The sequence below is a fragment of the Bacillus pinisoli genome, assembly GCF_023036475.1.
GTDB lineage: Bacteria > Bacillota > Bacilli > Bacillales > SA4 > Bacillus_BS > Bacillus_BS pinisoli.
This window is the reverse complement of the sequence record NZ_JAJQKI010000014.1, coordinates 20,245-45,530: the sequence shown is the minus strand read 5'-3', so window position 1 is coordinate 45,530 and position 25,286 is coordinate 20,245. Positions and strand designations below refer to the sequence as shown.

Annotated in this window: 19 protein-coding genes, 2 pseudogenes and 1 other annotated feature; of the genes and pseudogenes, 4 read left to right on the top strand and 17 right to left on the bottom strand. The window is 37.2% G+C overall.

All coding sequences use genetic code 11. From position 1 onward, the window contains the following. Positions 1-182: 182 nt before the first annotated feature. The 7 genes from mgrA to LT143_RS16885 form a co-directional block, all read right to left on the bottom strand. Positions 183-1,178, bottom strand: a complete 996-nt coding sequence (gene mgrA, locus LT143_RS16915; RefSeq protein ID WP_246944884.1) for an L-glyceraldehyde 3-phosphate reductase — start codon at positions 1,176-1,178, stop codon at positions 183-185. 33 nt (positions 1,179-1,211) lie between these two features. Next, positions 1,212-2,144, bottom strand: a complete 933-nt coding sequence (locus LT143_RS16910; RefSeq protein WP_246944881.1) for an aldo/keto reductase — start codon at positions 2,142-2,144, stop codon at positions 1,212-1,214. Positions 2,145-2,165: 21 nt separating this feature from the next. Continuing rightward, on the bottom strand, positions 2,166-3,692 hold the full coding sequence (locus LT143_RS16905; protein ID WP_246944878.1) for a response regulator transcription factor: 1,527 nt from the start codon (positions 3,690-3,692) through the stop codon (positions 2,166-2,168). Continuing rightward, the gene (locus LT143_RS16900; protein ID WP_246944875.1) at positions 3,685-5,547 is read right to left on the bottom strand and encodes a sensor histidine kinase; all 1,863 of its coding nucleotides are present in this window, start codon (positions 5,545-5,547) and stop codon (positions 3,685-3,687) included. The genes LT143_RS16905 and LT143_RS16900 overlap by 8 nt, the downstream gene beginning before the upstream one ends. A gap of 108 nt (positions 5,548-5,655) precedes the next feature. Next, complete coding sequence (locus LT143_RS16895; RefSeq protein WP_246944872.1) at positions 5,656-7,320, bottom strand: type 2 periplasmic-binding domain-containing protein; 1,665 nt, start codon at positions 7,318-7,320, stop codon at positions 5,656-5,658. 97 nt (positions 7,321-7,417) lie between these two features. After that, positions 7,418-8,317: a carbohydrate ABC transporter permease gene (locus LT143_RS16890; protein ID WP_246944870.1), complete on the bottom strand. Its 900-nt coding sequence runs from the start codon at positions 8,315-8,317 to the stop codon at positions 7,418-7,420. A 12-nt stretch (positions 8,318-8,329) separates the two neighbouring features. Further along, positions 8,330-9,298 carry an ABC transporter permease gene (locus LT143_RS16885; protein ID WP_246944961.1) on the bottom strand — a complete coding sequence of 323 codons (969 nt, stop codon included), beginning with the start codon at positions 9,296-9,298 and terminating at the stop codon, positions 8,330-8,332. Positions 9,299-9,576: 278 nt separating this feature from the next. Here LT143_RS16885 and LT143_RS16880 point away from each other — a divergent pair, with 278 nt between their 5' ends. Then, complete coding sequence (locus LT143_RS16880) at positions 9,577-10,932, top strand: sodium-dependent transporter (RefSeq protein WP_246944868.1); 1,356 nt, start codon at positions 9,577-9,579, stop codon at positions 10,930-10,932. 73 nt (positions 10,933-11,005) lie between these two features. On the opposite strand, the gene LT143_RS16875 is transcribed toward LT143_RS16880, so the two are convergent. The 6 genes from LT143_RS16875 to LT143_RS16850 form a co-directional block, all read right to left on the bottom strand. Next, a complete protein-coding gene (locus LT143_RS16875) occupies positions 11,006-11,317 on the bottom strand; it encodes a hypothetical protein (protein ID WP_246944866.1) in 312 nt (103 codons plus the stop codon). A 121-nt stretch (positions 11,318-11,438) separates the two neighbouring features. Beyond that, positions 11,439-11,924: a GyrI-like domain-containing protein gene (locus tag LT143_RS16870; RefSeq protein WP_246944864.1), complete on the bottom strand. Its 486-nt coding sequence runs from the start codon at positions 11,922-11,924 to the stop codon at positions 11,439-11,441. A 147-nt stretch (positions 11,925-12,071) separates the two neighbouring features. After that, positions 12,072-17,519, bottom strand: coding sequence for a pullulanase (locus LT143_RS16865; RefSeq protein ID WP_246944862.1), 5,448 nt, complete (start codon positions 17,517-17,519; stop codon positions 12,072-12,074). Between the two features lie 238 nt (positions 17,520-17,757). Beyond that, positions 17,758-18,324 carry a hypothetical protein gene (locus LT143_RS16860; protein WP_246944860.1) on the bottom strand — a complete coding sequence of 189 codons (567 nt, stop codon included), beginning with the start codon at positions 18,322-18,324 and terminating at the stop codon, positions 17,758-17,760. Between the two features lie 423 nt (positions 18,325-18,747). Then, positions 18,748-19,995, bottom strand: coding sequence for a tyrosine--tRNA ligase (tyrS, locus tag LT143_RS16855; protein WP_246944857.1), 1,248 nt, complete (start codon positions 19,993-19,995; stop codon positions 18,748-18,750). Positions 19,996-20,038: 43 nt separating this feature from the next. Beyond that, positions 20,039-20,253: a binding site (T-box leader), on the bottom strand. Positions 20,254-20,268: 15 nt separating this feature from the next. After that, on the bottom strand, positions 20,269-20,781 hold the full coding sequence (locus LT143_RS16850) for a MarR family transcriptional regulator (protein ID WP_246944959.1): 513 nt from the start codon (positions 20,779-20,781) through the stop codon (positions 20,269-20,271). A 402-nt stretch (positions 20,782-21,183) separates the two neighbouring features. On the opposite strand from LT143_RS16850, the gene LT143_RS20510 reads away from it, so the two are divergent. Genes LT143_RS20510 through LT143_RS16840 form a run of 3 tightly spaced genes read left to right on the top strand, consistent with a single transcriptional unit; the run spans position 21,184 to position 22,145 of the window. Beyond that, a complete protein-coding gene (locus LT143_RS20510) occupies positions 21,184-21,312 on the top strand; it encodes a hypothetical protein (RefSeq protein WP_272495845.1) in 129 nt (42 codons plus the stop codon). Beyond that, the gene (locus LT143_RS16845; RefSeq protein WP_336296630.1) at positions 21,313-21,672 is read left to right on the top strand and encodes a CBO0543 family protein; all 360 of its coding nucleotides are present in this window, start codon (positions 21,313-21,315) and stop codon (positions 21,670-21,672) included. Further along, the gene (locus tag LT143_RS16840) at positions 21,669-22,145 is read left to right on the top strand and encodes a CBO0543 family protein (RefSeq protein ID WP_246944853.1); all 477 of its coding nucleotides are present in this window, start codon (positions 21,669-21,671) and stop codon (positions 22,143-22,145) included. Before LT143_RS16845 ends, LT143_RS16840 begins: the two co-directional genes overlap by 4 nt. 58 nt (positions 22,146-22,203) lie before the next feature. Here the strand turns inward: LT143_RS16840 and LT143_RS20795 are convergent. The 4 genes and pseudogenes from LT143_RS20795 to LT143_RS16830 all read right to left on the bottom strand — a co-directional run. Further along, positions 22,204-22,335 (bottom strand): annotated as a pseudogene (locus tag LT143_RS20795) (ribose-5-phosphate isomerase A); the annotation flags it as partial. 191 nt (positions 22,336-22,526) lie between these two features. Next, on the bottom strand, positions 22,527-23,372 hold the full coding sequence (locus LT143_RS20790; protein WP_418909849.1) for a methyl-accepting chemotaxis protein: 846 nt from the start codon (positions 23,370-23,372) through the stop codon (positions 22,527-22,529). A 99-nt stretch (positions 23,373-23,471) separates the two neighbouring features. Further along, positions 23,472-23,711: pseudogene (locus tag LT143_RS20785) on the bottom strand (HAMP domain-containing protein); the annotation flags it as partial. 905 nt (positions 23,712-24,616) lie between these two features. Next, positions 24,617-25,270 carry a DUF4352 domain-containing protein gene (locus tag LT143_RS16830; protein ID WP_418909847.1) on the bottom strand — a complete coding sequence of 218 codons (654 nt, stop codon included), beginning with the start codon at positions 25,268-25,270 and terminating at the stop codon, positions 24,617-24,619. Between the last annotated feature and the right edge of the window lie 16 nt (positions 25,271-25,286).

Here is a 25,286-nt window from a genome sequence, read left to right as displayed (position 1 = left end):
TCATCATAAATTTACTGCGTATTCTACTATTTTACCCTGTTCAGAACGATTACTTTAGACGAGGAATTTTGTATTCGGTTACGATATTTTAGAATGACTCCTTTCTAAAAATATCCGGCATTTGCTATCTTTACGAAGCAACCATATATAGGATGAACAAAAAAATAACGAGCCTAAGCTCGCTATTTTCCTTGAAGTATGTCATCTATTAATGTCAATTCTTCATGTGAGAAATGAAGATTTTCTAATGTTTTTATATTCTCTTCAATTTGACTAACTTTACTAGCTCCAATTAATGCAGAAGTAACGCTTTTTTCTCTTAATACCCAAGCTAATGCCATTTGAGCCAAGCTTTGTCCTCGTTCTTTTGCAATATTGTTAAGTAAGATTACCTTTTGCACTACTTCTTGTGATACATCTTCCTTGTTTAGAAAGCTTTTATCCTTCATGGCTCTTGAATCAGAAGGTATACCGTTGATATAGCGGTTTGTTAATAGCCCTTGTGCGAGTGGTACAAAAGCGATGCATCCAACCCCCTCGTCTTCTAGCAAGTTGGTTAAACCATCTTCAACTGAACGGTTAAACATAGAATACGCGGCTTGGTGAATGAGCATCGGTGTCCCTAGTTCTTTCAGAATAGCTATTGCTTTCTTTGACTCTTCTACACCGTAATTTGAAATACCAACATATAACGCTTTACCTTGTCTGACGATTTGATCTAAAGCTAACATTGTTTCTTCTAAAGGGGTGTCCGGATCCGGTCTATGATGATAAAAGATATCTACATAATCAAGCCCCATTCTTTTTAAGCTTTGATCTAAACTAGAAATTAAATATTTCTTTGATCCCCAATCACCGTAAGGACCTTGCCACATATAGTAACCTGCTTTGGTAGAAATGATCATCTCATCTCGATACCCAGCAAAATCTTGTTTTAGAATCTTACCAAACGTTTCTTCAGCTGACCCGGGTGGTGGCCCATAGTTATTTGCTAAATCAAAATGAGTGATGCCTAAATCAAATGCTTTTTGGACCAATGCTCGTCCATTCTCATATACATCTTCCCCACCAAAATTATGCCAAAGACCTAAAGAAATAGCTGGTAATTTTAATCCTGAACTCCCACATCGGTTATATATCATTTGTTCATAACGTTGTTCATTTGGGTTATACCTCATAGTGAAACCTCCATTACTCTCTACTTGTTGCTACTACCAGCCTAAAGGTGAATGTTCGATCTCTTCTTGCCAAAAGCATTGAATGCTTCTTCTTAACTCTGGTGACATTTCCCTTGTACTTGCAGCTACATTTTCTTCTAGTTGATGAATCGTTTTAGCACCTGGAATAACTGTTGAGACTTCCTGAAATGCCAGGATAAAACGCAAGGCTGTTTGTACGATGGATTCATCACCAACTACTGTTTCTAGTTTTTGAAGCAGGTTCTGCCTCCGTTCCATTTGCTCCTTTGACCATCTACTTCTAATACCGGTAAAGATACTGTCTTTATGATATTTCCCTGTAAGCCAGCCGGAATCTAGTGGGACCTTAATGATAAGTCCTACATTCTTTTCTTTTGCTCTATGAAAGGCTTTTTCAGGCTCTTGATGAAATATATTGAACATCACTTCAATCACTTGAGCATTTGTATGTTCTAAAATTTCAAGCATTTCCTGACTTGAATCAACAGATGCTCCATATGCCCTGATTTTACCTTCACTCTTCAAAGTATCTAACAGTTCAAACTGCTCACTATTGCCACGTAAGCAGTCCGATGGCGGATTATGAAGAAGTAATGTATCTACATAATCCGTTTGGAGGCGTTTTAAACTTAATTCAATAGAGTGTCTCAGCTTTTTAGCATCAAAATCAACTACATTATTAGAGTGATGGCCAATCTTTGTATTGATGATGACTTGATCCCTTTTCTCAACTAGAGCTTTTCCTAGCAATTCTTCACTTTTTCCGGCTCCGTAATTAGGAGCCGTATCAAAAAAGGTACAGCCTTGGTCCATCGCATGATGAACGAGGGAAATAGCCTCTTTGTCTGGCATTTCCCCCCAATCTTTTGTATTGCCTAATTGCCAAGCTCCAAATCCGACCTCTGAAACTTGAATTCCTGTACTTCCAAGTGTTCGATATTTCAATCGATTCCCTCACTTATCTAGTTAATTGTTGCTCCGGAACTCCTTTGGCGAAATTCCTTCCATCTCTCTAAAAACTCTAGCAAACTGTTTTGAGTTCTTATATCCAACCTTCTCGCCGACCTCAAAAACCTTATAATCCGTTTCTTTTAGAAGTTTTTTCGCTTCATTGATTCTGATTTTTTTAACATAGTCTACAAAATTACTGCCAGTAAACTCCTTAAACGTATGACTAAAATAGGAGTAATTAACGGAAATATAATTGGAAACAACTGCGAGATTTAAATCAGTATGATAATTTTCTTCTATATACTTTATGGCTTTGCCTATATATTTCTGATCAGAGTAGACAGACTTCACTTGCTTAACGTACTCATGAAGACGCATGACTAAATCTTCAACTGCATAATAGTAGTCATGGAAGTCTTTATAGTTGTACATATCTCCCACTTTGCTATATAACTTAAAAATCTCAATGGATTCTTCTCCTAATTTGTTGAAGAAGTTATCAAAAATATGCTGATTGATTGCTTCGCTAATTGCTTCCATATAAGCAATCCCTCGCGATGAAATCTTTTCATAGTCAAAGACGCTTAAAAGGCTGTATTTTAACTCCTTATCTCGATCTGTTCCTAGCATATTAGAGATTTTATAAATTAATTCCTCAGGCAGGTCTTCCGGCTCGAACTGTTTGTTCTTAACTTCTTCATACTGGATGACCTCACATCTTGGTAATAGAAATTGATATTTTTTAGATAAGAATGCTTGGTTATAGCCCTCTTTTAGTTTCTTTAACTCCCATTGTTTTTCACTTACTGACTGGAACAAGTGAAAGTACTTATCTTCTTTTGATTTCTCTGTTAGGTAATCAAACACTGTTGCATCTGGTGTTAGGAGAACCACATGACCATAGTTATCATTAAAACTAATATGCTGCCTATCCTCCTGACCATCTCGTTTTTCAAGTAGATGTTTAACTCGTTTAAGACATTCAATCGGACCCATTCCACTTTTATTCACAAGTATGTCAACATAGTATCCATTCGGGTATTCGTGCATTTTTAGATTTTGGCATATTCGTTGAATCTCATCCTCATCAATATGCTGATTTAGTAGTATATAATTTAGTTGGCTTGTACGTAATTCATCTAAATGTTCTACTCCCTTTTCTTGGTCAGCCTCTAATTCTTCTAACACCCTATTAAGGGATTGAGAAAGCTCTTTTCGATTAACCGGTTTTAATAAATAATCTTTTACTTTTGACTTTATAGCCGCTTTGGCATACTCAAAATCATCATGACCACTAAGGATGATGACAGATGTTTTCATTTTCCTATCTTGTACTTCTTGAATAAGAGTGATTCCATCCATCCTCGGCATCTTAATATCTGTAATCATAATATCAACTGATTCCTGAGCCATAATATCCAATGCTTCTTGTCCATCAGAAGCTACTAAGATGTCAAATACGTCCGAAAACTCTCTTTTTATCATTGCCTGGATTCCGAGACGAATGTTTTTCTCATCGTCTACTATTAAAAGTCTATACATGCTTCCGTACCCCCTTGATCACTAGACAAGGTAATGTCACTACAACTTTCGTGTATTTGCCTTCAAGGCTTTCCACATGAAGTCCATATTCTTTTCCGTAATGAAGTTTAATTCTCTCATTCACGTTTCGAAGACCAATTCCACCTTCAGAATGGAGGTGTTCTGGCGCTTTTCCCTCGTGCACTTGAATTTGTTTATTAAGGTTCTCTAATTCATCAGGTGCTATTCCAATCCCATTATCAATGACTTCAATCTTAACGAAGTCATTCATTAATACAGCAGAAATCACCAACATTCCCTCTCGATCATAAATAGATGGACCAATACCGTGTTTTAATGAATTTTCTACGATAGGTTGAAGAGACATCTTAAGAATTTCTTGGTCCATTAAATCAGGTGGAATGGTTACTTTCAAAGTAATACGCTTATCAAGTCGCAAATTCATTATATCAATATAATTCCGGATATGGGTAACCTCTTCTTGAAGAACCACAAAATCATTTTTCCACTTTAAGTTATACCTCATCATTTCTCCGAGTGACGTCAGTGCATCAGAGATATCATATTTCTCTTCAATTTCTGCCATCATTTTAATATTCTCTAATGTGTTATATAAAAAGTGTGCATCGATCTGCGTTTTCAGTGCTCGTAATTCTACCTCTTTTGTTGAAGCTTGTTTGTTGACGGCATCCGCAATCAACCTATTGATTTTTTTTAACATTTCTCTAAAATGATGAGCTAATTGTGCGATCTCACTCTCACCATAGATATCTACTTGTACAGAGAAATCCCCTGCTTCGACTCGTTTCATTAGGTCAATTAGTTTATATAGTCTCTTTAGTAGAAAAGAAATTAAAAAATACGTTAAGACTGAAAGAATGAAAACGAGCAAAAACGTACCGCTTAATACAATGTTTCTAGTCAATTTCATTTCGGCATATATGTTTTCTAAAGAGAGTACGTTTAAAACATGAGAGTCTATTTCTTCCACATAGGTTGAACCAATCAAGTAGGGGATATTGTTATGCTCAAATTGAACACTTGCGATTTCTTGATTCTTTATCGCTGTAAATTCTTCTTGTATGACTGATAACTTAATGTCATGTTCTTTTAAAAAGTGTTGATTAGGGTCCTGATACACATTATGATGTGGGTCTATTACAATCATCTCCGATTGTCCATCAGTAACAGGACTATACATTTTAGGATAAAAGTTCTTGAGATGCATACTAATCTCAATGATTCCTAAGTGTTCATCCAACGGATACTCAATCTCCCGAAGTAAGGAAATCTTGGCATTTTTATTTATAATTAAATAACGATCTAATAAGTCAAGATCACTCTTTTCGTATGACCATACTTCCATACCGTTTCGAGCCAACACTTCGCTTAACCAAGGTTTATCTAAAATTCTCTCCTCTTTAAACACGATAGGCCACATTTCTGTTACATATGGATTACTTGTAAAAAGCCGGATATGTGCAATGGTTGGGTTATTATTTTGAAGCTTTGCCACATTTGAAAAGGCATTCATCTTAAAATCGATCAGTTCGTTTATATTGGTTTCATTTCTTGTTTTGATATATTCAATGAAATGGTTATCAGATGCTACCAATTGAGCTGTTCTTCTCATAGACTCAATGTTGTTAAGAATATGAATACGTTCCATCTCTAATAAATTTTCATTTTTTCTCGTAATCGCATGCAAGGAGTTTTCATAAAGTTGATTTGAATAATAAAAAGTAAAAATAATAGCAGGTATCATAAATATGATGACATATAACGAAATTAATTTATTTTGTAACGATATTCCCCACAGCTTTTGGAACGGTGAAATTTGCATTAGTTTTTTCATTACCATCACATCCACTAGAATATTTCATCTTCATCTAGTTTTGATTATATCACTCCAGATATATATAGGAAAAAACCCAGAAGAAATCCTGGGTTTTTTCTAACTATTTTATTTTGTTGCTGCATCAAGCTTTTCTTTATTCTTCTTGAAGTAGTTTTCTTGGTATTCCTTCACTTTATCATAGCCATAATCATCGCGCTTATCTAAGAATTTGTTGAAGATTTCATCAAACTCTTTATCTGATTTTGCTAATAATAGTTTAGGTAATGTTTTACCCCACTCTTGAGCAATCTTACTTCCTGCAACACCTTCTGCAGAAGTACCTGTTGGGTTAATTCCATCATACGCTGCGAAACTCATTGTTTTACCTTTTGTCCAATCTTCCATTTGCTTAAACGGTTCAGCAGCAGGTGGTGCCCATGCAAGACTCATATTCGTATCCATTAACATCCAGAACTTATATGATCCACCGTATTGTTGGTCAAACGCAGCACGGTCGTTATTTAATAATTCTAGTACTTCTGGTTTGAATTGAGACTTACCGTCTACAACTTCATACATTTCGCCTTCTTTACCTAAATAAAGATCCTTCTGACCTTCTTCACTAATTAAATAGCTTAGGAAACGAATTGCTCTTTCTTTATCTTTTACATCTTTTGAAATTAACGTTACTGTCCATCCAGAGATGCTATCTCCAGCAAGAGTTGGTGCATCTAGATTAGAGTTAGCAGGACCATCAACTGCGATATATACTGAGTTTGGATCATTTGCATATAAAGCTTGTTGTTGAGCTGCTAAATCACTACGTTGGTAAAGCATTGCAAAGTAACGACCTTGTGCAATTTTTTCTTCCATTTGTGGACGCTTATCAATGAAGATATCTTTTGCAAGTAATCCCATATCGTTTGCTTCTCTAAATGTTTTTAACCATGCTAGATATTCTGGATCAGTTGTACGGTCGTACAGTTCTCCATCCTTCTCCATAGGAATCGCTAAGAAGTTTTGTAAGTAACCTTCTAAAGAAGTATTACCAACATCTGTAAATTCATTTAGACCAAATGGAATTAATGGAGCTCCATTTACTTCAGGGAATTTTTCTTTTGCTGCTTTAAGTGCTGCTAAGAATCCTTCTGGAGTTCTCATATCTGGACTACCGATTGCTTCGTACATATCTTTTCTTACAAGGAATGTTTGGTTAGATGGCTTAAGTTCTTTATACTGATCAAAATCCTTCGGTGATGATGAAGCATTTGGATAACCGTATACATTGCCATTTTCTTGCTTATACCACTCTAGTTTTGCACCATCCGCTACTTTGAAGAAATACGGATCATAGTTTTCAGCAAGTTCATTTAAAGGAAGAACTAATTCCCCTTCAATCATCTTCTTTACTGCATCTTCCCACCAACCAATTGTGATAAAGTCCGGTAGCTTACCAGATGCAATCATCGTATTCATTTTTTCAGCTTCATTACCTGCAGGTGAAATAAAGTTAACTGATACACCTGTTTTGTCAGTCACATACTTAGAAACTGCATCTTCTCCCCATTTACTTGCATACCAAGAGAAGTTTACATACCAGTCAAATGTAATAGGTGACGTGTCCGCTTGCCAACCTGGCTCATCAGCTGAAAGCTTTGGTGCATCTTTTTCTTTATTTTCGTTTGAAGCGCTTTCATTTGACTCACTATTTGAGCATCCAGCAAACAATGCTACAAACATAGACATCATTAAAATGAAAGTAATTGTCTTTGAAAACAAGTTTTTCTTCATTATAATTTCCCCCTTATTTTTGTTAGGCACTGTTTTTTGAACAGTGCCACTATATTTAAAGGCTTTTCTTTTGAAAAGCTTTTAATACCTAAAATCATTAACCTTTTACTGAACCAATTAGCATTCCTTTTACAAAGTACTTTTGTAAAAATGGATATACAAGCATGATTGGTAATGTTGTAACAACCATTGTCGCAAGTTTAATCGATTGCGACGTAACGGTTTTGGTTGTAATTCCACCAGGTGCATTCATCATCATCTGATTGGAGCTTGATTCCGCTACTACTTTATATAGATACGTCTGTATCGGTTGTAGTTCAGGATTATTTACAAAGATCACTCCTGCGAAATAGTCATTCCATTGGTATACACCCTGGAATAAGGCAATCGTTGCAATAACCGGCATTGATAATGGAAGAACTACCTTAATAAAAATCATAAAGTCACTCGCTCCATCAATCTTTGCTGCTTCTTCAAGTGAAGTTGGTAATTCTCTAAAGAAGGAAACAAAAATGATCAGATGGAAGAAGTTAAACAGAGTTGGGATAATATATACTAGGAAATTATCGAAAAGCCCTAAGTCTCTAATTAATAGAAAGTAAGGAATTAAACCTCCACTAAAGAACATCGTGATAATCCCAAAGACCATATAAAACTTTCTACCATAAAGGTCTTTACGTGAAAACGCATAGGCAACCATTGCTGTAAATAATACGTGAGTAAGCGTTCCAACTACTGTTTTAGCGACAGTTACACCAAAAGAGGTAAGAATTCCTGGATTCGCAAATACCGCCTCGTAGTTTTCGAATGTAAACTCTCGAGGCCACCAATAAATTCCGCCTTTCATGGCATCTACACCATCATTTAAGGAATTTACTAATACGTACCAAATTGGATAAACTGTGATGAAGCAGATAATGAGCATGAACAGCAAATTGAGGTTGTCAAAAATATACTCACTTTTTGTCCGTCTATTTAATTTAAAAAGCTTGAACATCTAGACACCCCCTTAGAATAAAGAATTCCCATTAAGTTTCTTCACAATCTTGTTAGCTGATAACAATAAGATGAAGGCTATAACTGCTTTTAGTAACCCTACTGCTGTCGCATAAGAGTATCTAGCATTTTCAATACCTACTTTATATACATAAATATCAATTACATTACTAGCACTTTCATTCAGTGAATTACGTAAGATTAAAATTTGATCAAAGTTTGAATTTAACACACCACTTACCGCAAGAATGAATAGAATAGTAATCGTTGGGCGAATGGCAGGTAATGTGACATGCCACATTTTTTGAAATCTATTAGCACCGTCAATAGTTGCTGCTTCGTATAATTCAGTTGAAACCCCTGCTATCGCAGCTAAATAGATAATTGCAGACCATCCTAGCTCTTTCCAAATATCTGATAAAATGACAATTCCCCAAAAATAGTCAGGTTCTGCTAAGAAGTTTGTCCTCTCACTGATTAACCCTAAATTTAGTAAAATATCATTTAAAATTCCGATATCAGCAAGCCATGTTGTCATGATTCCACCTAATACTACCCAAGATATAAAGTGGGGTAGGTAGGAAATCGTTTGGACCATTTTCTTAAACTTTAAGGAAGTAAGCTCGTTCAATAACAAAGCAAATATGATTGGTAACGGAAACGCAATAAATAATTTAATTAGGCTTATACCTAGTGTGTTTTTAAGGACAATCCAAAAATTATCATCAGCTAAAAACTCCTTAAACTGCATAAGGCCTACCCACGGAGCTTCTCCGATCGATTTGATAATGCTATATTCCTTAAAAGCTATAATTAAGCCATACATCGGGATATAGTTGAAAATAAACATCCATACTACCCCAATAAGAGCCATAATTTGAAGTTGCCTTTGCTCCACTAACTTCTTAAAAAGACGTTTTGCTTTTGTCTTTTTACTGACGGTGATATGTTCTTCTGTTATTGTTTCGATTTTTGAATTCATTTCCACCACTATCACCTCCATCGGTACGGTCTTTGTCTTTCACTCTTTCATTGTAAAAAAACATCCATGTTCTTGTAAGGGCTTTAATTTTACTTATGGTTACATTTTTTTGGGTGTCAAATTTATAGAAAGTTAGGAAGGATAAAACTTTTGGTTCTTTTTCGACAAATTTTTTATTGTAAAACTTTAAATTTAAGGGTAAAATACTAAAATGTTAAATAATTAATTTTGTTAATTTTCAATCTATTTAAGATTGATTGACAACGAGGAGGACAAAAATGAGTCAACTAGATCCACACGGTCGTGAACAATGGAAAACACGATCAGGTTTTATGCTCGCAGCGATGGGATCTGCGATAGGTTTAGGTAACATCTGGAAGTTTCCTTATATTACAGGAGAAAATGGTGGAGCTGCATTCATCATCGTTTACTTAGTATGTATTGCACTTATTGGTATTCCTATTATGTTAGCTGAATTTTCAATTGGTAGAAAAACTCAGAAGGATGCTATTGGCTCTTTCCAAGAGTTAACACCAGGAAAGCCTTGGTTTGTTACAGGTTTATTTGGAGTAGTGGCGGCCTTTTTAATTCTTTCATTTTATGGAGTAGTAGCAGGTTGGGCCTTATCGTATACAACGAAGGCAATGAACGGGGAACTTCTTTCAATTCCTGCTGAGCAAATGGGTGATCATTTCGGTGGGTTTATCGGAACTTCTTTAAGCCCAATCTTATGGCAATTATTATTTATGTTTATCGTCATCGTCATTGTTGTGAAGGGTATTAAAGAGGGTATTGAAAAGTGGAATAAAATTTTAATGCCTACTCTAGGTGTTCTTCTATTAATACTAGTTATTCGTAGTGTGACTCTACCAGGTGCAGGGGATGGAATTTCATTTTTATTCTCACCTGACTTCTCAGCTTTAAGTACGGAAGCTGTTCTCGTTGCATTAGGACATGCCTTCTTCTCGTTAAGCTTAGGTATGGGTACGATGATTACGTACGGAAGCTACTTACCAAAGAACGTGAATCTTCCAACGGCATCTGTTGGAATCAGTCTTGCTGACACAGGATTTGCTTTATTTGCTGGATTAGCGATTTTCCCTGCTGTATTTGCCTTTGGAATGGACCCAGGAGCAGGACCAGGGCTAATCTTTATCACACTTCCAGCTGTATTTGAATTAATGCCATTCGGTCAGTTCTTCTCGGTACTATTTTTCTTACTAATTTCTGTAGCTGCCCTAACATCAGCTATATCCATTTTAGAAGTACCAGTAGCTTACTTTATCCGTAAATTTGGATGGACTCGTCAAAAGGCAACTTGGATCTTAGGAACAATCATTTTCCTATTTGGAATTCCATCTTCTCTTTCACTTGGAGCATGGAGTGGGTTCACAATCTTTGGATTAAATTTCTTTGACGCAGTCGATTTCCTAGCATCTAATATTCTTCTACCTCTTGGTGGATTATTAACTGCTCTATTTGTCGGGTGGGCACTTAAACCGAAGCAAGCAACTGAAATGGCCGACCTTAGCGAAAGTACAATCGGAAAACTATGGATTTTCGCTCTACGATTTGTTGCACCAGTGTTAATCGTGTTCGTTCTATTATTTGTGACAAAGATTATTCAGTTCTAATTCAAATCGAACTCATGACAGGCTCAGAGAATGTATCTCTGAGCCTGTTTCATTGCGGTGTGCACCCTTCCTATTAATACTGTTGAATCCATTTCTTTCTCTTTACACAAAAGCTTGTTATTAACACCACTTCCCCCACAATAAGTACACCTGTGCCGAAAACTAATCCTCCAAAGAAAAGAAATTCATTTATACCCCAAGCGTATAAAAACCAACCTACTATTGCTACTAAACAAAATGTAAAGTACAGTGACCAAGCTATGAGCGCTTGTGGTAGAAACATCCTAGTTTTTCTAATCATAAAGGAACCATATTTAAAGCTTAAAAATATAGCAAATAGCATTGAACCGATGTAGACGAACATTGCAAGGTTTAATCCATTCATATTCACACCTCTTATACAAATTTTACCATACTAATTAAAAAAAGCTCTTTTGTAGGTTTTCGCGAATGCGACAACCTTTACAAAACAGCCTTTATGTATGACACTTACTCAGTTGAAGAAATCATTTTTTTACAATCGGTATATAAATATCAAAGTGTGGATCATTGGGATCTGAATCTACAGGATAATGTTCATGTTTAATCGGCATATAAGGATCATAATAGTCTACACCTGCTTCTCTAAAAGCCGTATAGTCACTATTACTTAACCATAGATGAAGGTCCGTATATGTCTTTTGTACATCTTCCCCTTTTTTGTGTGTCGTCTTCACATACTGCCATTCAGGAACCCGGATCTCCGTCATCCCATCAGGAATTTCTTGTTCTTCACTTACTTCATATACAGCGTAATGGGTGAAGCCATTTTCAATAACATGATAGGATAGGCCTAACTGAACATCGGGATTTATTTTATGCTGTAACTCTTCAACGCGCTCTTCCATTTGTCGGATAACATGTTTCAAATGTGGGACAATCTCGTCAAAAGTCCCTGCCCATTTTAGTCCTACTGCACGGTAGGATGGTAATGTAACAATCTCATAGCTCATGTTATTTCCTCCCTATAATATTATTATTCTATTGTTAACATTATCATATACGTCATTGTATTATTCTGTCTTGTTTTACTTTCCTCATTAATAAGATATTACCCAAAAATGGGGACAAGGTACCTATGCCCCTGCCCCACTTTCACATTATTTTACTTTTATCACGACTGTTGTGAGCGGTTGTAGTTCGATGGTTGTAGATGATAATGTGAAGCCAGTTTGTTTTTTCTTGTTTATTTTCTTTGTTCCGGCTTGATCTTGATCGACTAGTACGTCTCCTCGCGTTAGGTCTTCTGATAGCGTTAGTTTTCTAGCTTTTGAATCTGCGTTGATGAAAACGTAGTAAGCTTCACCATTTGTAGCGACGGATTTGTAGGCAATAAGCAGATCCTGGCTATTCATTTCAGGCGCATCTAGCATTGTCACGTTTTGGTCAATGAGTTCCTTTGAGCCAAGACGGAATGCATCGGTTGAGCGACGCAGCTTGATCAAACCTTCTGTATACTTTCTTGTTGTATAGTTAACCGGATACTTCTTTTTATCTGTCGCTTTACTCCAGTCGATTCGGTTAATGATATCTGACGAATCATACGAATCATGGATAAAGTACGGATACTGAAACGGTTCACCTTTTTCGTCTGTCATATACGTAGACTTATACGGTGCTTCCGCTGCCCCTGCTCTCCACTGTTTCGTACGTCCGTATTCCTGACCTGCATGTAGAAACGCAATACCTTGTGATGTTAAGACCATTGCATTGCCTATTCGAATGCGCTTATGAATCTCTAAGCTATTTTCCGCAACATCTGGATCCTTTTTAATCGATTGGGCGATAACATCATGTAGTGTCAGATTGTCATGAGCTGCGATGTATTGCACCACATCCCCTGGCTGATCTGCAACGAAGTTATGCGGCTGTCCTTTAATATTGTCAAAAATTTGCCCAACGTTTCGTGCTCCCCCTGTGATAAATCGAGGTTGCCCTTCACTTCCAAACCCAGATTTCAGCTCATTTCTAAACTCATCAGAGAAGCTTCCAACTGCTTCCGTGTATTGCATCCAATCCTGGTCTGCTGCCTGAATTGGCATGTTTTCGTCACCAGCAAATGTCCTCCAGCCTTCTCCAATCATGACTAGGTTTGGATTTAACTCCCTTGCCTTATCGTATGCAAGCTGAATGCTTGCCGCATCATGATCACCCATCATATCAAAACGGAAGCCATCCACCTTATACTCTTTTACCCAGTGAAGAATGGAGTCAACTAAAACTCGTTGTGACATTTTATGAGTCGTTCCTAAGCGGCCACCGCCAAAACTCGTTCTCGGTGTTCCATCTGCATCCATAAAGTGATAGTAGTTTGGTACTAAATCTTCAAATATAGATACTTGAGCAGTATGGTTATACACCACGTCTAAAATAACACCCATATCTCGCTTATGAATCTCTTTAATTAGCTTCTTAAACTCTTTAATTCTCAGTTCAGGATCGTTCGGGTTTTCTGAATACATACCTGATAAAGAGAAATAGCTCTGTGGATCATATCCCCAGTTGTAATTCGTTTTTGTAGAAGCATATTCTAGCATTCTTTCGCCATTATTTAACTCATTAGCAAAATAATAGCTCATTACTGGTAAAAGCTGAACGTGTGTGACACCTAAATCTTCAATATAATCCAGCTTTTCAACAAACGAAGCAAACGTTCCAAACTGTGATTTCAAGTCCTTGTCGATCGTTGGATCTGACGTAAAGTCGCGCACGTGAACTTCGTAAATAATCGTATCTTCCTTCTTTTTAAATCCAGGGATTTTCGCATAATTTAATTTCGGTCCGATATCGGACACATCCACGATGGCCGCCTTTCCAATTGGGTCACCTGATTCCTGGTTCCAAGCAGCCATAGACTTTGCATAAGGATCTAACGCTAGCTTCGTTGTGTCGCCATGAGTAATCTCGTAATGATAGAAATAGCCTTTTAGTTTTCGAATTCCTGTGTTGTCTTTTGACAGGGTAACAGACCAAACACCTTTTTCACCCTTTGTCATCTCAATCGTATCAACCACTTTGTTCTGATCCTTTTTATCATATAACACAACGGACACGGCATCTGCAGTTGGAGACCAAACCTTTAACTCAGCAGAACCATCCTTGTTAAGCTTTGCCCCAAGCTCACCGTCATAGCCGTACATGGCATCCATTAGTCTCCAGCCCGATTTCACCGTAATCGTTCTGTCTCCATACGTGATGCTATAAGGAACCTTCTCTATATCAAAAGTACCGTGAAGGTGGATCTGTTTATTGCCTTCAATTGTGACACGGTCAATCGTCACATCGTTTCCTGCTGCATCCTTCACTACTAGCTCCTGCTTGAATTGCTCTACATCTAATCCCTCTGTTTTGGATACAAGGAGTGTCAATTCTTGTTCTGATAAAACCTCTCCGGATAAAAGTGCAACCTGCCCTGAACCATACGGATCTGTATACACGTTGTCATCACCTTCTTTAACAAAAAGCACGTTATGCTGATCTAGCATTTCGAATGTAAAGTCTCTTGTTTGCTTACTATCTGCTTTGTTCACAAAAAGAAAGCCTAGCTTTTTAGCATTTTCTTTTAGTTGAATATCATAATAAGCTCCAAACTTCCCAATACCCGCTGAATCTGTTGCGCCATTTGGCCAGCCTTGAGAAGGTGCTGCTACATCCTCCCACACCCATGCGCCCCAGTTGTCATAGTCATCGTTTGTACGGTCGTAATATATGCGGACTGTGTTTGCAGGAAGCTCAACCGGCTCAAATAAATAGATTTCATCGGAGCCTTGCTTAATCCATATTTCATTCATTTCAGGTGAAGTTAATTCTAGCCATTTATCTCCACCATCTTTTTCCCCGTTTGTCGTGTTTAACACCAAGAATCCAACGCCTGCTGCATTTGACTTTAACTCAACATCGACGTAAACGCCGTAGTCAGTAACTCCACCTTCTGTAAATGGTGTTCCACCTGACGGCCAATTTGAAGATGGTGCTGCCACATCTCCCCATAGCCATAAGCCCAAGTTTTCATAGCTATGATCTGTTCGTTGGTAATGAATTCGTAACGTATTAGCTGGAACCTCGCCTGAGTCAGTCGGTTGATCCTCTAGAATTGAACCATTTTCAACCGATAACAACGCAGTTCCTCCATCTTCCTTAGACGGTACGGTAATCGTCACTTTACCGTCTTCTGAAGTAGAATAGGTGACATTTGCATAATGGTCCGTCACGACTGCCTTATTTGAGTCCAAAGCAAGGACCACTGTTTTTGCTGTGTCAGACGTGTTTAATCCAACATAGGCATGTTCCCCATTATAGCTGCGTGAGAAGATTAAATATTGCAGTGCGTCCGAGCCAGCAATTGTAGAACGTGACCCTTTTGCAAAAAGATCCATATTCGCATTTCTAAACGAAAGTACTTTTTGATAGTGTGATAGGATTTTGTTTCCTTCAACCTGGGCCCAAGGGAAATTTGGACGGTTATCATAATACGGGTAATTATTTGCACCAGGTAAGCCAAGTTCCTCACCGTAATAGATGACAGGCTGACCCTTTGCCGTTAGCTGTAGGGAAGCCGCAACTTGATATTTTCCTAAATCGCCATCAACTGTTTCATAGAAACGATCTTCATCATGACTTCCTAAAAACTGCCCCATCGTTGCAGTATTAGAAAGCTTATCATTACGGCTCTCTAGCGCTTTTTCAACCGACATCATTTTTCCGTTCACAAAATGTAATGCCTGGTCGTTAAAATCAAAGTCTAATAGAGAATCCATAGTTCCAGATTGTAAGTATCCTTGGTTTGCGTCAACAGTCGCTCCCCATGCTTCGCCGATTAGCTTAAAGTCTGCCTTTTCATTTGTTAAGGCATTTTTAAAAGCCATCCACGTTGTGTCTTCAACATGCTTTACCGTGTCAACACGGAAGTAATCAATCGTATTCCCTTTTGCTGTTCTTGATTTCTCAATCCAATCTACCTGCCATTGGACAATCTGCTCACGAACAGCAGGGTCTTCCGTTATAAAATCAGGTAATCCCGCTAACTCCCCGCGAATTGTATCAGTACCACCATCACGTAGCATACCGGCAAAACGGGCACGCTCTACGTCTGTAGGATAATGTGGAATGGTGCTACTGTCCTTTTCTTTTAATCCGTATCCAGCATGATTTAACACAACATCAACCATAATCTTCATGCCACGCGCATGCGCTTCATCAATTAATTCGTGAAAATCAGCAAGAGAACCGAAATGTGGATTTAATTCACCAAAATTACTCGCCCAATAACCATGGTAAGCATAATAAGGTGTATCCGATGTATCAAAGCGAACATCGTGCTTAATATTTTCCACAACTGGATTAATCCAGATAGTATTTATGCCAAGCTGATCTAAATAATCAAGCTTCTTTGTAATTCCCTTAAAATCTCCACCCTGATATGTGCCGGTTTTCGTCTTGTCATAACCAATACCATACGGGTCATTGTTAGAGGAATCGCCGTCAAAGAAACGATCTGTCAGCATGAAATAAATGACCGCTTCATCCCAGTCAAAATCTACTTCGTCTCCTGTAAATGTACGCGCTTTTACTTCAAGTGTTGCTTCTCCTTGGTGACGGTTGCCAAACTCATCTACAACGACAATTGGTAACGTCTTAACTCCTGCGGTTACATGCTGATCAACTGCTACAGTAATTTCGTTTAAGGTCGGATTAATCGCTACCTTATCTTTTCCGCCTATAGCCGATAAATCAATATACATTTCACGGACGTCTGCATCCGCTCCTAGATTGACTGTGACAACGGCGTTTTCATTATAGTTGATTGCCGCTGGCTGAACCGAGCTACTTACCGTCAGCTGAGATGCTGAGTAAGAAAGAATTGATTTTCCGTCCACCGTGTTATACGGATCGGTTACTTGTGTCGTGACACCGTTGATGGTGACAAAATAGCTGTATTCATGCTCCCCACTAGGAACGTTATTTAGCTTGTAAGAAAAACGCTCATTTTCTGTCTCTCTCTGCATCACATAGCGCTCACCTAAGATTTCAAGTTCAACATTTTCAACCGTATGCATTTGATCTGCTGCATATAACGCTTGATCGCGGAAATAGAAATGAGCACTTCCGTTGTCCATAAGAGGACCGGTTACTTCGGGAACAATGAAAAAGTCCCCCTGCCCGCTCGTAACTCGAACCTTTGTAATTAGCTCGTGCTGATGTAATTGGATATAGCGATCCTGTTCATAATCTTTTGCCTGCCAGTCTCCAAGACGAACAATAAATCCAATCTCCGTTGCTTCAGGCGCAACCGGAATCTTGAACATGGCCTTTCCATCCTTCACCTCAGTGAATTGAACCTGACCATCCTGTAATCCGGTACCCCAAACCCATAAGTTCCAACCTTCATAGTTTTGGTCTGGTCTCTCATACGAAAAACTAACATAGCGCTCATCAGTTGCGCCCGTAGCTGCCGTAGTTGTGTTTGGCATGTAGCCACCAAACATTGAAACTACTAACAGAATGGACAGAATCATAGCCATTCCTTTTTGAAACGAGTTTCTCTTCATACTGATCTTCCCCTTTCTAAAATGAATTAATATTTTCTGTGTTAGTGAAAACGATTGCACAAAATGACGGAATTTGGTAGGAGTTGAATTAATTTATGTACGATCCGTCTTGTGAAAACGCTATCAATTCGTCTGTAATTTAAAGATACTACCAACCTCATGACTTATCAATCCTTTTTTATCCAGGACAAGTCCTTCCGATCGTTGGATGAGGGGCCTGTCAATATAATCTAATACCCTAATTAACTATAAAATCTACTTCTGCCTCAATTTTATAATTTTTCTGTTGTTGTTCTTTCATATCAATAACAACTGAGAAATCAGCCATTCCCTTCACGACATAATGTCCAGTAGGAAAGTCTTCCCGAGCTAAAAAATCCCTCATAAATCTCACAAAATCTTTTGTATCCTGAGTGGGACTATATCCTCCGCTCTTCATGTACTCTTCACGATATGAAACCCCTTGTTTGAGATTGGTCGTCAATCCAACATTAGTGACAGCTCCTTCGATGACAAAACCCCTTATCTTTTCCTCTATTGTATAGAGAATGGCAGATGACGAATGAGAAATTACCACCCCATTGCGATTTCCTACATACTCTATTTCACCATACAGCTTTACTTCTTCTCCTTCTTCATATTGCTCCTTTTCAGTAACAAGTCTAAAAACAAAATCATCTTTCCTTACTTCATCACTTGTTTTAGAAACGGTAGCTTTTTCTACTTCACTAACAATAAAATTAGACGACTGACAGCCTATCAATAGTATGAGTATGGTTACAACAGTTATGATGACTCTATACACGCCGGATCACCTTCTTCTATAAATTTCTCTTCACTTATCTCCTTTTGCCCACTCACTAATAGAGTGTGAAATGTTTCAAACGACTCTTTTAATTCGCTATCTTTATTCACTAGTCTCAAGCTTACATTGCTAGATTACTAATCTTAATACTGGGTAGCGTTCATAATAATTGTTCGGTCCACTCACTTACTAGAAACTGGACAGTTTGCCGTCTTTCAATTTGCACTAGATGGCCGGCTTGGAGAATGGTAAATGTTTAGAAAGCCACGATGAATACGTCACTTTATCTTTTAGAATAAAGTTTTAGAAGTTAGCCTTTATAATTATTCGCTATTTTACACATTTTTCCTACTTCATATAGCAATTTCAAATAATAAAAAAGGCACAACCTCAAGAATATTAACAGTTGTGCCCCACCCATTCTTATTTTGTTTTCATTTTTACAAACTTTCGCTTACCAACCTGTAAAATCATCTCGTCTTCTATGGAAACTTGAAGCTTTCCATCTACCACCTTGTTACCGTTTATTTTCACTCCTCCGTTTTCAATCATTCTTCTCGCTTCACTTTTAGAAACGAGTAATTGTAACGTAACGAGTAAGTCTATAATAGGAACTTCCTTTTCTCCATCCCAATTAACGACTGGCATTTCATCAGGTAATGCTCCTTGTTGGAAAACAGAGATAAAATCTTGTTCAGCTTTTTCGGCTGCTTCTTCACTATGGTACATCCTTACTACTGTTTTACTAAGTAGCATTTTTGCATCTCTTGGATGCAATGCCGCTGATTGTATCTTTTCTGTTATACTTTGAATTTGTTCAGGAGTTAAATCAGTAATGAGTTTGAAGTATTTGCTCATTAACTCATCTGGTATGGACATTGCTTTTCCGTACATTTCTTTAGGACTCTCATCAATTCCGATGTAGTTTTTCTTTGACTTTGACATTTTTTCTACACCATCAAGTCCTTCTAGTAGAGGCATTAACATGGCTACTTGTTTTTCTTTCCCGAATTTTTCTTGGAAGTGTCTTCCCATTAAGATGTTGAAATGTTGATCTGTGCCACCTAGTTCAATATCACACTCTAGTTGAACGGAATCATATCCTTGCATGAGAGGGTAAAAGAATTCATGAAGGGAAATAGGCTTACCAGTTGCGATTCTCTCCTCAAAGTCATCTCTTTCTAATAACCTAGCTACCGTTATCTTCCCTGCAAGTTGAATGACATCTTCAAATTTTAACAATGACAACCATTTTGAGTTGTAATGTAATTCTACTTTTTTCATATCCATAATTTTTGCAAATTGTTCAAAGTAAGTTTGTGCATTATGCTGAACTTCTTCATCTGTTAATTGTTTTCTCGCCACTGATTTTCCCGTTGGATCCCCAATTTTTCCTGTAAAGTCTCCAATAATGAGTTGTATAATATGACCATTTTCTTGGAATTGTCTCAACTTGTTTAACACCACTGTGTGTCCAAGGTGTACATCAGGAGCAGAAGGATCTAAACCCAATTTAATTTTTAGTGGCTTGTTTTCTATAATCGATTTTGCCACTTTACGTTCTAATTCCTCGCTTGGAATGATTTCTTGTGTGCCTTGGCTAAAGATTGTCATTTGTCTTGTTACCTCAGCACGTTGTTCACTTGTTAAACGTTCCATCATATTCGTCATCAATATTTCCCTCCTAGAAAATATAAAAAAACCACATCCCTAAACAAGGGACGTGGCTTAACTTTTACACGCGGTACCACCCTAATTGAAGGACATCATCCTTCCACTTAAACGATTAACGGTCCACCCGTTCTTTGCTCCTCACAAAGAAAGCTCAAGGAATGTAATTCGTGTTATCTATGTATCGGTTTGCACCAACCACCGACTCTCTGTTCACAGGGAGATAACGACTACTAGGTTTCCTGTCATAGCATCTACAATATGAAACTGTCATTAAAACTGATTGTCTCTAATAATCTGTCTAAGTAACTTCGTCATGTTTATTTGTTCGTCTTTTGACAAACTAGAGACTATTTCTATTTCACCTTTATGAAATCGTGGGTACAGAGTCTCCATCACTTGCTTTCCCTTATCGGTTAAGACAACGTAGGTCATTCTTCTGTCTCGATTGTCCGTTTTTCTATAACATAGTTCTTTACTTTCTAGCGTTTTCGTTATGTTACTGACAGTGGCCTTCGACACACCAGAAGATAAAGCAAGCTTCTTTGTCTCCACCGACTCCCAAATCCATAGATCATAAAGCATAGAAAAGGCCGTCCAGGATAAGCCGAATTCGGCTAGCACTTCCTGTTCCATCTTGTTCTTTAATCCCTGCGCCACACGATAGAGATTCGTGACAACGGCAATTGCATCTACATGCAACGAATCTATAGGAATCTGTGTTAACCGATTGATCGTGTCCACTTCTTCAGGAAGAAGTTCTCCTTCCTCATTGAATGAATGAATAAGAATACCTCCCTAAATATTTTCAAAATCGTTAGCTTTGAAACGATATTAACAAAAAGGAGTTGTGAAAGCAAGTAGGTTGTAAAAGAAATATTTTCCAAAGGCTCTTTTCTAATACGTTGTTGCTTTTCAAGCTACTAATTTTAAAAGCATACCCTTTTTAATACGTAGAACCTAAGTGATCATAGTTAGAAAAGAGCAACTCTCTCTATTCAAAACTCTCGACACTCTACTACCGAGTAAAAATCCGGCTTCCTGAGATTTTTACGGAAGCAACAATCTATACAAAAACACCCTTTCCAAAATATAAAAAACTGTCATACTCACACATTCATAAATGTAAAAGAAACTACATAGAATTACTCCTCACCTCTAATAATAATAGTGAGGTGTTAACATTATATGACGTTAGATTATTATGTAATCATTTTAATATGGGTAGTTTTTCCACTCATTCTTTGGAAAGTAACACCAAGAAACAGACTGCGTGAAGCAATCGGAGCCTTCCTATTCTTCCACATGTTAACTTAGCTGTTTAGTACCGGTTTAACCTATGTTGGATTACTCGAGGCACCCGTTCGCTTATTTAACTATGCTACGAAAATAAATTTTACAATGGAATATATCGTATTTCCCACCTTCGCCGTACTGTTTCAACTTAAATTCCCCATAAACGCTTCATTTCCTAGACGTTTTGTTCATTATGTGTTTTGGGTAGGTATGATCTTAGCTTTTATGCTTGTGATTGGACAATTTACAAACATGATGGATGTTAAATGGGATAATTTAATTAGAAGCTTCTTTAACTTCCTAATAGAGCTATGGTTATGTCGTCGCTATGTATTGTGGATGATTAAAGACTTAGAAGTGAAAAAGGTTCGTTACTTATGAATATAGAGTATTTAATGTTATATGTAATCTATTCAATCACCTTTATTTCCTTAGCTTTTATCCCTAAAAATAAATGGAAAGAAGCTAGCATCATCTTCTTGTTCCAACAGTTTATCACCTGGGTTTTAGGTCTATTAGCCGTTGAGCTGTGTCTCATTGAATACCCCGTTCGAGAACTTGCAGAAGTGAATCGTACTAGCTTTTTATTCGAGTTCCTTACCTATCCAATCATTAGTATTTTCTTTTGCCTCTATTATCCACAAAAAAGAAGTAGATGGAGTAAATTTACTAATATAAGTACTTTTTGCACAGCCATTGTCATCCCAGAAATATTATTTGAAAGATACACTAATCTTATTTCTTACATAAAGTGGGAATGGTATATTTCTTGGTTATCTATATACGTAACTTTATATGGATCGTGGGTGTTTTATAGGTGGTATTTTAAACTAGCTTCTACGTCTATAAAATAAAGAGGAAAAAATAATCCCACTAAATATGGAATTAAATTTCCCCCTCTCCCTATTATCTTTACTCCTTCACTAGTCCAACAATAACTTGATCAACCATATTATTAAATAAGCCTGTTTCAACTACTCTAGTTAGTAACTTTAGTTCACGATGCAATTTCTCAGGATTTCTTATTATAATAAACTTGCAATCAAGAAAAAAATACCGTTGTCAGTAATAAAGTTTTTATCCTTTCTTATTCTTAGGTTAACTGTACAATTAAACTGATGCTTTATCGCTTGTGCAGTTGCTTCCCACCCAAGTTAAGGAATGAATAGTGGACATAATATTTTAGTTTCGCGTGTTTCCATTCTCCATTATCATTTCAATCACTTTTATTTTTCTTAGATTTTAAATTTGCGAACTAAACTTTGCAACTCTTCTGCCATATGTGCAAGTGAAGCAGAGGAAGATGAAATTTCTTCAATAGAAGCAAGTGATTCTTGTGTCGAAGCGGAAACATTTTGAGCGTTATGACTCGATAGTTCTGAAATTGATGCGACATTAGAAATACTTTCTTTCATAGTCTCTGTTCCAGCTGTGATTTGTTGGACAATTGCGGATACCTCTTGTGATTGCTCTGAAATGAACGTAACACTCTCTGATATTACAGAAAATGCCTCTCCCGTTTGGTTCACAAGTTGCATTCCCTCTGTAACAGAATCAATTCCTTGTTCCATAGATAGTACCGCTTTTTTCGTTTCATTTTGAATCGCCAAAATAAGCTCGCTAATTTGTCCCGCTGCTTTTCCTGACTCTTCTGCTAGTTTTTTCACTTCATCGGCAACAACCGCAAATCCTTTTCCGTGCTCACCTGCTCTAGCTGCTTCAATAGCTGCGTTTAACGCAAGAAGATTTGTTTGAGATGAAATAACACTAATTAACTCCACAATTTGGCCGATTTCTCCTGATTTTTTCGCTAACATTGAAATCACTTCTGATGTTTGCCCCACATGTGATTGAACGTTTTTCATACCTGATATTGTTTGTTGAACGATATCATTTCCTATCTGACTTTGTTTTGTTGTTTCTACCGTTTTTTCTGCCACCGATGTAATGGAACTTGCTACTTCATTCATTCCTTTTGCTATTTCGGATACGATAGAATGGGAAGATTGAATTGAACGTAGCTGTGAAGTTGCTCCTTCTGATACATCATTAATGGACGTTGAAATTTGTTGAGCAGCCATTACTGTGCCTTCTGCGCTTGCGGTTAATTCTTCAGATGACGCTGCAACTGATTCAGATGTAGTACGAACTTGACGGATAATGTGTCGTAACTCTGTATTCATAGCATTCATCGCTGTAATCAAAACACCTACTTCATCTTGAGAAGAAGTATTCATATCTTCTCCTGTGAAGTCACCATTTGCCATGTTTTTTAAATATGAGATTACACCTAATATTGGCTTAGTAATGATATGAGAAACATAAAAAGCAATTCCAATTCCAGACAAAATCACACATATTGATACAATGAAGTTTGCCCTTTCTGTTGCTATTCCTTTTGATATAATGCTTGTCCCCATTTCAGTAACTGTCGTATCTTCTTTTTCCACGGCTTGACTTAATAACAACATAAGCTCTTCTGATTGTGAACGAATTCCTTTGTTATTAAGAATAGCTTGTTCTGGGTTTGTCTCGTAAACATTATAGACTTCTTGTGTTAATTTTTCTCCCCACATTTCGCTTTTGGTAATGATTTCTTGAGCAAAGGGGCGTTCCTCATCTGATAAATATCCTTTTAATTTTTCTTCTAATATTTTACTTTCTTTTGTATAAGCGAAGAATTTCTCTTTTAATGTAGGATCACCGTACAATAAATATCCTCTTGTGACAGCAATTCGTTCTGCCACATTGAATCGTAGTGTTTGATACATATCAAACTCTTCTATATCGTCATTAATCATCTCTTCTGCAATGGCGTTGGTACGGGAGGTGTTATAAATCGTAAAAATGGACATTCCCGCCACTAATAACAAAATAATAGTAAATCCAAGTAATAATTTTGTACGAATGGATTTCATGATGTTCTCCCTTTCATCTGTATCTTTATTAGATAGTAAGATAGTAACTTTCCAATAGAATACACGATTTGCATCTTGTTTGATATAGGAATTCATTCCTTTATGTGTCTATTACATATACTAAGTAAAATAAATAATAGGAATGGAGTAACATGAATCAATATCCATATACTGAGCAACTTAAGATTTATCATCAACAAGGATTGCCCCTAGCACGCGACGCTTTCCAAAAACATCATCCTCCCTCTCTTGACGTGACTTAGAAGTAGCATTTCGTAAATATCAAACCGCTTCCCTTACAAAAAGTGAGATTGGTATACGTAACTTTATATCTATCTTGGGATTTTAAAAAGGTGACACAATAGGTCACCTTTTTCTTAACTACCATTTGAGGGTAGATTTTACTTCTAAAATTCGATTTTAATCTTCTCCGCCTTGCTAACCTTTTCCTCTTCTTCATTAAAAAGATCACTTGTTGTAATCTCAATATAATCAATATCTGATTCCTCGATGATAAAGCCAAGGTTCCCTAGCCTTTTACTATTACCCTCAATTTCACCATTTAGACCGTCTAAATAGATATCATTTTCCCAAGGGACATTTTCACCTGTACTCGTCTTAAAAATAGCAACAGGTGCTACATTCATTTTTTCGTCTGATGTATTTGTGATTTCAACAAATACTTTGACGAAATCAAATTCTTCATCATGTGTAAGAGTATGAAAATAATCAATGAGGCTGTAATCTGGTACTAAATGCATCACCTTGACATCTATAATTCTAAGTTCAATATCACCCAGATTATATGTTTTATTGACATGTTTTATTTGTTTTAACGTCAGTTCGCCTTTTTCATCCGTAACCGTATCGTTTACTTTTTGTAGACTATCATCACTGGGTACTTGTGGATTGGGAAGATATTCTTCGTACGCTTTCATATCCAATTCTGTGTGATTAGATTCTGCGGCATTGTCATTTAGTGCTGTGGGTGAGCACCCAATCAAGAAGACCAATAAAAGAGTAACGATCATGACTTGTTTTTTCAAGAAGAACCCCTCCATCCATTATCAATAAACT

What these genes read in the sequence shown, in the direction of transcription:
- LT143_RS16830 (WP_418909847.1), bottom strand. Translation starts at nt 25,270, where the DNA reads ATGGAGGGGTTCTTCTTGAAAAAACAAGTCATGATCGTTACTCTTTTA.
- LT143_RS16880 (WP_246944868.1), top strand. Translation starts at nt 9,577, where the DNA reads ATGAGTCAACTAGATCCACACGGTCGTGAACAATGGAAAACACGATCA.
- mgrA (WP_246944884.1), bottom strand. Translation starts at nt 1,178, where the DNA reads ATGAGGTATAACCCAAATGAACAACGTTATGAACAAATGATATATAAC.
- LT143_RS16875 (WP_246944866.1), bottom strand. Translation starts at nt 11,317, where the DNA reads ATGAATGGATTAAACCTTGCAATGTTCGTCTACATCGGTTCAATGCTA.
- LT143_RS16895 (WP_246944872.1), bottom strand. Translation starts at nt 7,320, where the DNA reads ATGAAGAAAAACTTGTTTTCAAAGACAATTACTTTCATTTTAATGATG.
- LT143_RS16900 (WP_246944875.1), bottom strand. Translation starts at nt 5,547, where the DNA reads ATGAAAAAACTAATGCAAATTTCACCGTTCCAAAAGCTGTGGGGAATA.
- LT143_RS20790 (WP_418909849.1), bottom strand. Translation starts at nt 23,372, where the DNA reads ATGGCTGCTCAACAAATTTCAACGTCCATTAATGATGTATCAGAAGGA.
- LT143_RS16905 (WP_246944878.1), bottom strand. Translation starts at nt 3,692, where the DNA reads ATGTATAGACTTTTAATAGTAGACGATGAGAAAAACATTCGTCTCGGA.
- LT143_RS16885 (WP_246944961.1), bottom strand. Translation starts at nt 9,298, where the DNA reads ATGAATTCAAAAATCGAAACAATAACAGAAGAACATATCACCGTCAGT.
- tyrS (WP_246944857.1), bottom strand. Translation starts at nt 19,995, where the DNA reads ATGACGAATATGATGGAACGTTTAACAAGTGAACAACGTGCTGAGGTA.
- LT143_RS16870 (WP_246944864.1), bottom strand. Translation starts at nt 11,924, where the DNA reads ATGAGCTATGAGATTGTTACATTACCATCCTACCGTGCAGTAGGACTA.
- LT143_RS16865 (WP_246944862.1), bottom strand. Translation starts at nt 17,519, where the DNA reads ATGAAGAGAAACTCGTTTCAAAAAGGAATGGCTATGATTCTGTCCATT.
- LT143_RS20510 (WP_272495845.1), top strand. Translation starts at nt 21,184, where the DNA reads ATGACGTTAGATTATTATGTAATCATTTTAATATGGGTAGTTTTTCCA.
- LT143_RS16890 (WP_246944870.1), bottom strand. Translation starts at nt 8,317, where the DNA reads ATGTTCAAGCTTTTTAAATTAAATAGACGGACAAAAAGTGAGTATATT.
- LT143_RS16840 (WP_246944853.1), top strand. Translation starts at nt 21,669, where the DNA reads ATGAATATAGAGTATTTAATGTTATATGTAATCTATTCAATCACCTTT.